Source organism: Planktotalea frisia, assembly GCF_001890925.1.
GTDB classification, from domain to species: domain Bacteria; phylum Pseudomonadota; class Alphaproteobacteria; order Rhodobacterales; family Rhodobacteraceae; genus Planktotalea; species Planktotalea frisia.
Window position 1 is genome coordinate 1 of sequence record NZ_MLCB01000014.1, and the last position, 9,775, is coordinate 9,775.

A 9,775-nucleotide genomic window follows, 5' to 3' on the forward strand; every position below is an offset into this window, starting at 1 on the left:
AGGAATTGAATCAGCGATTGACCATTCGATCAAGCAAGAGTTTTTCAACACAATCCGCCATTCATGTAGAAATGTACATGCCGCAGCATCGATCACTGTCAGATATCTCTCTGTCACCTGCTACAGCAACCAGAGCATCTACAGCCAACCCCACGGGCCTCTCAGATATATCTCTTATAGCCAGATACTCTTTCAGCATGTCGGACAGCAGTGTGACCTTAGGCTTCAAGCTCTTAGCAGCAGCCCTGTAATCTAGCTTACTACCCGTCCTGAAGCTCCCCATGATTAAAGGGGTAAGCCTCTTCACTATCTGCTCTACGTCCTCAGGCTTTATATAGTTTGGCCTACCGTCACTCACATCACCTAGCTTGAACCGTACAGCAGTACCGTATGTAGATACGTGTTCGTGAGGTATACGAAGGTTATAATAATATGAATCGTTACGTATTACCGTGTTTGTAATAGTGTGCATGTCGAAGCCTCTCAAAGCTGTTAAACCGAGAGAAAATCAATCAATGTCAATAACTTAAGAAAAATATTGTGGTGCCCAGGAGAGGACTCGAACTTTCTGTATTTCCATTTAGTTACAGACACTTATTCCAAATTTAAAATATATAAGCGGTCCCGAAAGCGGTCCTGATTTGTGCATCAGATCAGAGTGACATTTTTTGGCTTGCTCCCAAAGCTGGACGGGTTGGCAGGTCAGCTTCCGGCCCTTTGCGGTCATTGGCCGCTAGGTCGTGATGCTGCGGTGTGGCCCGTTGAAGGAGACATTCGCTGCAAACGCGAAAGCGCGGCACTATGGTTCCACCTATGCTCATCTTTGATGGTTATCGATAAAGTGGGTCTTTAAAGTTGCTGGAAGGAGAAAATACCGGCAGCTCTCGTTCGAGTCCCCAGATTTTCTTCCCCGCGCGGCTGGGTGACTGCGTGAACTTAGCATTGCGCTCTGCAAAATAACGATCGATCGCAGTTTTTGCATCATCGGCGGAGCCATAGTTGCTATTGTGAATGATCGCGCGTGCCATGCCGCTGAAAACCGATTCAATCACGTTCAAAAATTGAGCTCCACTTGGGAGCGGCGCAACTAAAACCTTTGGTAATCCATTTGACACGTGCTCGCTGTTGTGACGCTCGATATGCAAATTCAGATCCTTAGATATGTGCCATGATGCTGCATCCCAAGACAAAAAAATCTGCTTCCGGTTCGAATATTGATTGACGAGAATATCCATCAATTTGATCATTTCAGCAGTGTTCTTTTTCTTGCTGTAGAAATGTGTGACTTGATTTGTAGATAGTTCCAATGCGGCGGTCATAATTAAGCATCCCTTTGACTTCTGCCATTGAGGCACGACCGGCTCGACACCTGGGCCAACAAAAGAACGCCCTCCCTTCATCTTGACAGCAAAGGGACCGAATTCGTCTATTGAAAAGAACACATCATTTTTTGTAAGATTTGAGAGAATGTTTTGGATGCTGGCTAACTTTGCACTGTATTCCGGATCTTGCGATGTCAGAACTACCTTTGCTTTGCGCCAACGATATCCTGCATCTTTAAGGATTTTTCGAAGTACTTCCGGGCATGCAGAATGCCCACATTTCGCCAACACAAACCTGAAATCTTCCATCCTCCAGGTCGTGCGATTGATATCATAGTTTGAAGGCGGTTCGTGAAATAGCGCAAAAACTGCATCTTTAAGGGCAGAGTTGTCATATTTACGATTTGCGGATGGCTTCCTCTGCAGCAAACCCTCGGGTCCAAACTCTCGGTAAAGAGCAACATATTTAGCACACGATCCACGAGCTATTTTTAGAGCAGCCGCAATACTTCTTATAGAAAAGCCCGCCTTCGACCCCAGTATCGTAAGCGCACGGTTTCGTTTTATGCGATTACCACATCCTGCAATCTGCAGGAGCTCTTCCAGGTCTTCAGTTTCGCCGACGGACAGCGCGATTGCATGGGCAGTCATCGTCTCAGCAGCGATCGAATGCAGCCAATCTTTGGCGCGACTATAGGATAAAGGCTTGTCCAGAGTAGGCTGATTTTTTTTCCTGTAACCCATCGCTTTTTGTGCGAAGCTCTTTACTTTCGCTTCCGACAAAACCGGCTGACGGCCATGAGACATTGCTTTGAGAAAAAGCGCAGACTTTTGATGGCCAATTGAAAAAAGGACGTCGCTGGAATACATCCATGTGTCTTCTGATATTTTGGCAGGTACCGGACCATTTTGTAGCAGCTCAACATAATCACGAACTGCCGAATAACTCCCGCGATAATTTTCTTCGTTTGATATGAACTCGAAAATCCTTCTTATCCGTGGTGAATAGCCATAACCACTTCTTGATCTTTCTTTCACCATTCTTGTGATCGTCACCTCATGCGGGCCAATCATGGGGCGACGGCGTGTCCGTTTTTCTCGTGGTGGAGGCAATTCGTCTAAGAGCATCTTCCTAACGGTGTTTCGAGCCAAGCCAAATTTGCGCGCAGCCCCCCTTCTTGATATGCCGTCTTCCAGCACACAATCGCGTACATTTTTCCATAAAATTGGATCACAATACATGTGTTCTCTCCTCATCAGAGTTACTCGGATATTTTGGAGACGCCCATCCTACCACAAATTTGGTAATTCCTTTAAAAACCGTGAGATCCTTTTGCAATGTCGGCTCTGACATTAAAAAAGCTGTCTGACGTCAGCACTCATGGGTCCAAATGGCAGTATTTGATAAGAGAGTGTTGTTGGCTCATCGAAACCACTGAGGAGTGAGCATGCGACAGCCAATTTGAACACGCAAAAGCCCCGGCGAGAAGATCGTCAAGGATCTCAAACGCGCCACGAGCAAACACTATTCGTCAGAAGACAAGATCCGGATCGTTCTCGATAAGCTTCATATGGCCAGCAATGACCCCAACCTCTTTGGGACCAGTTTTGCTGGGTTCATAAATCAACCGAATTACTGTTGGGGCTTCATGGATTAGGCTTCGTTGCAAGCCCTCTATCTTTTTCACTCTACGGCTAAGCGTCATCACAAACTCTTTAGCAGCTTATACACAGCTCCGTATCTTGGCAGATTGAGCCGGTCGGCTTCAATACGAGAAACGCTTTTATTAATGAGCTGCATGATCGCTTTCCAGTGACTGAAGACGCTGCTCAATATCTGTGAGTTCTAAAGTGCGCCTGTAGCTGTCTATGAGGCCCATAACCCGCGTTCCCTCAATCGGTGTTAGGGTTCCATCGCTTACCGCACTTAAAACGCTTCCTGCGGCCTGTGAGGCGTCCATGGCATCGCGCATCTTGGGTAGGGGGAAGGCAACTGGCTTATCCTTCATTGGAGGTGCTATACGGTCCATACAAAGCCTCAGGGCAATGCTGTCACCATCAAGTGCTTTCGATATGGCTGTTTGGGTTAATGCTTCTGCTTGGCCCTCCAGTAGGCTTTCAATTGCAATAGTTGCTTTATTGCGGGAACCCTTGGGGCGCCCTTTGTTCCTATCTGAGAACTTACCATCCGTATTTCGATCGTTTTTCATGTGTTATATTATAACACATATAGACCAGATTTAGTAAGCTTTAAATGATAAAAATCTTCTTCATGGCCACTTCTGGTCCGCTAAAGGCGCAATGGGGGCTGGGGGTGGGGTTAGGTTGGACGTGATTTAATCCAGCTGCATGGAAATTAATTTGAAAAAATAACCATAAAGCGGTGCAAGCCACGCTACAGCCATTGCTGGTATTATCATTGTGAAGTCCATTTGCGCCGCTGCATCGACATTTAGTATAACGATTACTCCTATCAAAAGGCCGAGCCATCCACCGCGAACGCATCCATCGCCAAACCGAGTAATTCTATTTTCACCGTCTTTGGCACCAAGTGCATGGCCAACACCAACTGCTATAACCACTACTAACGACATGAAATCAATCGCGGGAGCAAGCGCGCCCGCTGACATGAACGCACCAGTTATTGTCCCTAGAATTACTAATACAGCTATATACCGGTTCATAAACTTAATCCCTATTTCTGATAAAGGCAGTAAATCATACCACCAATACATCTGGCAATTATTAAAACCATTTAGTTGTTTGAACCAATCCCCCATCCCCCTCGCCGCCACTCTGACTTGCAAAAGGCGCAACAGGGGCTAGGCCTGGGGTCAGGTTGGGGCCGTCACAACCACCTTGCCCCCTGTCCTCACCTACAAATAAAGTGCTTAAACCACCAACTCGTTAATTTTTTAAGCTACACTTTAAGGCTTAAAACTCAAGTTTGATGCACTCTTGCTGATAGTTAACTTGTCACCGTAAATGCTTATCCAGCACACCTCCAACATAATCCAACCTCATCATATGCCCTTCGCCATCTAAAACGGTAACTGGTATCCCTACGGCACTGCCAAAAACCACGACACCCTCTGGACCACTTTGCCAGTCTTCTGAACCTACGTGGATTTGAGCGTCCAATGGAACAGGATAAGTGCCTTCGCTTGCAGCTTGCACCAAAAAATCTGCGCGCGGTGGATAAAATCGCATCATTTTCTCGTCGTAATTTGAGCCACCAATGATTGGTGACAAGATGAGAACCTGTCCCGGATAAGGGTCCATTGTGAGTTGCGCATGAAGAAACAAGTACGCACCAAACGAGTTTACCACTACCTTCGCATCTGGATACCAAAAGTGCTCTACCAGATCATTTTTCACGATGTCGATCTTATCCTGGAAGGCAAGCTTTTGGAATTCACCGAGCGTTTCACGGCCGACTATTTTGTAGTTTCGGTCATGGATGCCGCGGCCTAAACCAGTATGTAAACGGCCGCCCATACCAGGTAGATAGTAGACAGTTTTCTTCATTTACTCACTATCTCCACGGCTACATTATGGCCTAGCTCTATTAGTCTTGCCTGTAAAAGGCTGGCGGTCAGAGGATCTTCTGACTTTACGCCAACCGTGTAGCCATTCTCCATCTCATGCTCATGCATGAAGTCCAAGTTTCCTAGTTTTGAGCCTGTGACTGAGTTGTTGTTTGTTAGGTCCAAGTCGCGCAAATACTTATAAGCTTTCGCAAATGAGCTGTCATTCAACTCCCATTCTCGTTCGTAGAGTTTAAATGGTACAACATCATCTAATTGATCTGCTTCGATGCCGTGCCAACCCATTGCGCGCTGTAAGTTTGCCTCAGTAATTTGGCGCTCAGCTAGGAAATTTATATTCTCAGGGTTTTCATACTTCGACAACCACTGTCGATACGAAAGCTCCGGACAATCTAATTCAGGCGTTCCCAAACGCAAGTCGAAACAGTTCTCTCCCACCGATACAAAGTAAAGCTTATCCCGTGCTTCTTTCACCGCTTCCAAAGGAACAACGGCATTTTTATTGCGAATAAACCAGTCAGCTTTATCAACGAATGAAGAAGTCAGAATTGCGCTAGATCCAATTAGAAAAGACCTTCTATCCATCTCAACAAGCCTCCCGATTAGCTAGCAACACCTCTATTTCGGGGTCGCAAATATCGCCTATAAATGCTCGGCACTGTCGCCAAGGAGACGTATCATCCAATAATACAAACTGGGGTGAAGTTAGCTGATATAGCATGTTTCTCTCCGCTTTAGTGCTTTAGGAGAACGTCCAAGGCGCACAAGTTGGTTATTAATTGGCCCGTCCTATTGTTACCCATAAAAATCATTGAAAAGCAAGTTATCACTGCAGCAGATAAGTAATGACGATAGAAGCAGGAAATGCAGTAACTGCGTGACGTCACGCAACTGATACTGAACGGTGAGGTGCGGCTGTATCGGCGTGAGTGCAGCGAGCGGTGACATCAAAAAGTCGGCAGACAAGCCCCACCTCACAATCGGCACAGGGGCCTAACCTCCCAGCAGCACACCTCCGCGAGTGTGCGGGCGCGCGTCCCACAGGCAGCTATTCAAAGCAAGTGTTGGCCAAAAAAACCAATACGTAGGGTGGATAATTGGGTGGATAAAAATATCCAGTAATCAGCTAAACCATTGATAGTAATATGATTTTTTAGATTAATTGGTGCCCAGGAGAGGACGTCGAACTTTCTGTACTTCTGTTTAATTACAGTTACTTATTTTGATTCTGAAATTACAAAGCGGTCCCAAAAGCGGTCCCGATTTAAGCATCAGATCAGAGTGACGATTTGTGGCTTGCACCAAAAGCTGGGCGGGTTGGCAGGTCTGCTTCCGGCCCATTGCGGACCTTAGCGGACGGTGCAGCGAACGACGGTAAGGAGCCTATTCTGTTGAAAAACTCCCATGTCGGGCGTTTCGGACAAATCTGACGGAACAACGTTCTGAATTTCCAAAATTAACTGGGTGTTTTGGGGTATGTTCCGGTGATCGGAGAACAAATTTCTAGTTTCGGGAAATTTGCAGACGCAGCAAAGAGTTTTTCAAAAGAATTAGCCCGTTCCGGACCTGTCCAGCCTTTATGCATTGGGTCAGTCCAACTTCGGGACTCTGAAACGGTTATCTACTCTCAACCTGCGGCCCAATATCAATGATATCAAATGCGCAATTCGCAAGCCCCAGAGATCAACTCCAAGTGACGCAGCATACCACTCGGTGAGACTGAACATAGCACTCTAGGCGAAAGTCTCTTGCACAGCGAGCAAAATCAGGCAACACCTATTGCTGATCTTAACTTGGGGAATATCGGTTGACCTGAAAATAAGATTGGAACGAAATTTTCAACGGAAGGCTCATAGGTGTTTAGAGGAACAGTCACCGCTGCGCTGCTTTATTTGTCCACTATAGGCGTCGCTCAGGCAGAGACGATCCAAATTTGGTGTGGCAACGACCTATTCAAGGTCGATACCAAACGCAACACCTTAGAAAGGGCTGGACGCCTAAACCGCATTTCCTGGATCTTCGACGGGGAATGGATTCGTATGACCTTCGCAAGCGGAACGGATCGCCTCGCGTTCTCGAGCAAGAACGGATACGTTATCCAGAACGGCAAGCAGATCAACGCAGGCTGCAAATTCACCAACCCTGAGGCGCTTACGAGAATTAAGATTGCTCCCACGGCCAACTTGCGATTGGAGTTCATCACCCTAGCAGAGCCGAAACGGAAGCTCGTTCAGGACCTGATGTCCCTGAACGGATACTACAAGTCGACGATTGATGGGCTCTGGGGCACTGGCACCGAAAAAGCCCTTGTGAATTACAAGGACTATGTCGAAGGCATTACTGGGCGAAGATACCAGATCGAGACGCCCATCGGCGCATCCCAGTATCTGCAAGCTGTCATACAGCTGTCCTATGAGGGTGACGAAGGTGAAGAATGCGACGGCTGTGAAGAGGCGATGACAGCCTGGCCTTCGGTCGATTGTGACAAAGCTACAACTCTCGACGAACGCGCCATCTGCGCCGCCCCCACTCTGGCTGAACTGGACAACATACTAAATGTAGCGTTCCGGCAAGTGTTGCAAAACCGAGGGCAACATACGGCACAGATTGTTGTGCGCCTCCATCTTGATCGTCGACGCCAGTGCGGCGCAAACGCGATTTGTATCGAAAAGGTCCAGCGGGACGCAATCAGACGATTGATCGCGCTGGGTGCGCAGGTTACCGTTACTCTGGACGCCAGTGCACAGACTGCATCTGCCAAGGTTTCTGAGGCTTCGAAGCCTGAACCTTTCGTCTACATCAAGCATGAAGAAGCCAACTATATCCTCGCCTCTATCGAGCAGTTTGCGGCCGAAAGTCCCGGTGAACTAACCATTGACTTCGTTATCAATTTGGACAGCCTTCGTCAGGCAGCAAAGGGTGCGTGGAGTGACCAGAAAGCGAAAAAATTCGAAGCGGGGCTGAAAGGGATCGGTGCAACGCCAGCGCTTGCCAACCGCATTGCCTCGGTGCGTGCTGACTTCGTCCGGGAACAAACCGAACGGCAGACGCGCGCTAGCGCCGCACTCAAAGAGAAACTCGGCAAGCTAAAGGCATGGGTTCTGAACAACGCCACTTCCGAGAATGCGCTTAATATAGCCCAGTTCCTAAAGCGCAACGAAGAGGTACTTTCGCGGGACAACTACGAAGAAATCCTGCGAACGACAGAACGTGCGGATCTCTTCCTCACTATGGTCGCACCAAAGGAACAAACCACCCTCGTCGAGGCTCCTACGGCAGCCGAGGCCCCGACCGAGGAAAGCGTCGAAAAGCCCGAGATACGCGTCACGTTTACTATTTATGAAGCGCAAACGACGCTAGGCGATGCGTTCGAACAATATTCCGCGCAGAAGGGCCAGATACTCTTGCCAGTGCGTCTGGTCTTTCGGCCCGAAAAAGACACGATTTTGATAACCCCATCGGACCTTCATATCGAACTCGGGACCGACGCAGGCGCGCGCTATATGGTGAACAAGCTTGCGACGCTTTCCCTTGCGGCGCAACAGGGGATTTCGCCAGCCACCGACATGGCGGCGTGGGCCCCCGGCGACGAGATATTTCTGGTCTTCGAAATTCCCCGCCTCAACGCGGTACCTAAGACGGTACATATGAACAGTGACAGGTTCAAATTCAAAATAACACAGGAGTAGAGTCGTGAAACAACTATTGCGCAGACTGGTTATGGTCACCGCCACCTCGATCGCCTTCGGCACCGGTGGGGCGCAAGCCGACGTACCCATCGGCGAGTTCGAACTCGGAGTATCAGGCAGCACGCTGCAGGAAAAACTAGTGTCGCAAAACACCGTGTTCCTGCGGGTCACGGACAAACTCATACACGCAAGAAAAACCGCTGAGCTTCCGGATAATCCGGGTAGGCAGTCAGAGTTCATCGAGTATACGCAGCTTGCCCCCAGCACAGAAATCAAGGCATCTCTGTGCGACGGTAAAGTCTACAAGATTGAGTTCACCAGCATCTATCAAAAAGACTTCAACGCCATAATGATGGCCCGAAAAGGCGTGTTCGATTACCTGCTTCGTGGTGCCGCGGAGCTGACCGAGATCAAGCTGCACCAGGACGAAAAGAACTCTGACGTCACGCAGACCTTCACCATCAATCGTGATGCCTTGGGTGGATCGCAGCGTGGTGAGGAGCGTGTGATTTTTGCACTGCTCGAAAATGGTGGGGCGCAGTTCAACTGGGTCACGTTAAAGTTCATGCTAGAGAACCGCTGGTATTGCCCGGGCTGAGAGTCACCCGAGCTTACCAATATCTTAGGCCCGAAACGATTACACAAAAGGTGGCAGGTTACTCAAAATCACCTTCGTTCGGCTATTTGAAGGTCATATAGCAGGCTATCTGGCGACTTGTGCCTGATTGGAAATGGTGCAACCAGACTTGTCGTTGCCATAGCTTACTGCCGGAAAAATTCCGTGATTTTTCCTCGCCCGACCACTCGCAATGAGCCGCCGGACCGTGGTGTTTTATGTGGTAACAGCGTTCTGTTACCTCAACCGATACGCCTGTGGACGAGGTAGCCCTTAAGCCACTGCCTATAGGCTTGGGCGAAGGGGAAGCCCCCTTCTCTGTTGCAGCAAGGCCCTCGGCTTGAGATCGCGTCAGCCCCCATCATGCTGTGCGATGGCAGCCCTTTCCTCGAAGACCTCGATATCAGGGATCAGGCTCGGGCCTGCTTTATGGGAGCCGCTCATGATGAGCCCTCCCAGTCTGGCAGCCGTATCCCCTCGATGATCTCCCGCTTCTGCGCATCACTGATGCCTGCGGAGTAAAGCCCGTAGGTCAGCTTATTGGCCGACCTCGCGGAGTGGTGCCCCACGAGGCTTGCGGTGAAGTGCTCGGGGACACCT

8 protein-coding genes are annotated in these 9,775 nt (G+C 48.9%); 2 read left to right on the forward strand and 6 right to left on the reverse strand.

Annotation, left to right across the window (positions count from 1 at the left end; translation table 11 throughout):
- Positions 1 to 61: 61 nt before the first annotated feature.
- From PFRI_RS00885 to PFRI_RS00910, 6 genes are all read right to left on the reverse strand, one after another.
- A complete protein-coding gene (locus PFRI_RS00885; protein ID WP_072628885.1) occupies positions 62 to 472 on the reverse strand; it encodes a hypothetical protein in 411 nt (136 codons plus the stop codon).
- Positions 473 to 830: 358 nt separating this feature from the next.
- The gene (locus PFRI_RS21450) at positions 831 to 2,564 is read right to left on the reverse strand and encodes an IS630 family transposase (protein ID WP_211317813.1); all 1,734 of its coding nucleotides are present in this window, start codon (positions 2,562 to 2,564) and stop codon (positions 831 to 833) included.
- Positions 2,565 to 3,109: 545 nt separating this feature from the next.
- Complete coding sequence (locus PFRI_RS00895) at positions 3,110 to 3,532, reverse strand: hypothetical protein (protein ID WP_072628886.1); 423 nt, start codon at positions 3,530 to 3,532, stop codon at positions 3,110 to 3,112.
- 126 nt (positions 3,533 to 3,658) lie between these two features.
- Entirely contained in the window at positions 3,659 to 4,102 is a 444-nt protein-coding gene (locus PFRI_RS00900) for a hypothetical protein (protein WP_245812188.1), read from the reverse strand.
- A gap of 196 nt (positions 4,103 to 4,298) precedes the next feature.
- The gene (locus PFRI_RS00905; protein ID WP_072628887.1) at positions 4,299 to 4,850 is read right to left on the reverse strand and encodes a hypothetical protein; all 552 of its coding nucleotides are present in this window, start codon (positions 4,848 to 4,850) and stop codon (positions 4,299 to 4,301) included.
- Entirely contained in the window at positions 4,847 to 5,455 is a 609-nt protein-coding gene (locus PFRI_RS00910; RefSeq protein WP_072628888.1) for a hypothetical protein, read from the reverse strand. Before PFRI_RS00910 ends, PFRI_RS00905 begins: the two co-directional genes overlap by 4 nt.
- 1,271 nt (positions 5,456 to 6,726) lie before the next feature.
- Here PFRI_RS00910 and PFRI_RS00915 point away from each other — a divergent pair.
- A complete protein-coding gene (locus PFRI_RS00915; RefSeq protein ID WP_072628889.1) occupies positions 6,727 to 8,559 on the forward strand; it encodes a lysozyme inhibitor LprI family protein in 1,833 nt (610 codons plus the stop codon).
- Positions 8,560 to 8,563: 4 nt separating this feature from the next.
- Positions 8,564 to 9,157 carry a hypothetical protein gene (locus tag PFRI_RS00920; RefSeq protein ID WP_072628890.1) on the forward strand — a complete coding sequence of 198 codons (594 nt, stop codon included), beginning with the start codon at positions 8,564 to 8,566 and terminating at the stop codon, positions 9,155 to 9,157.
- Positions 9,158 to 9,775: the final 618 nt, after the last annotated feature.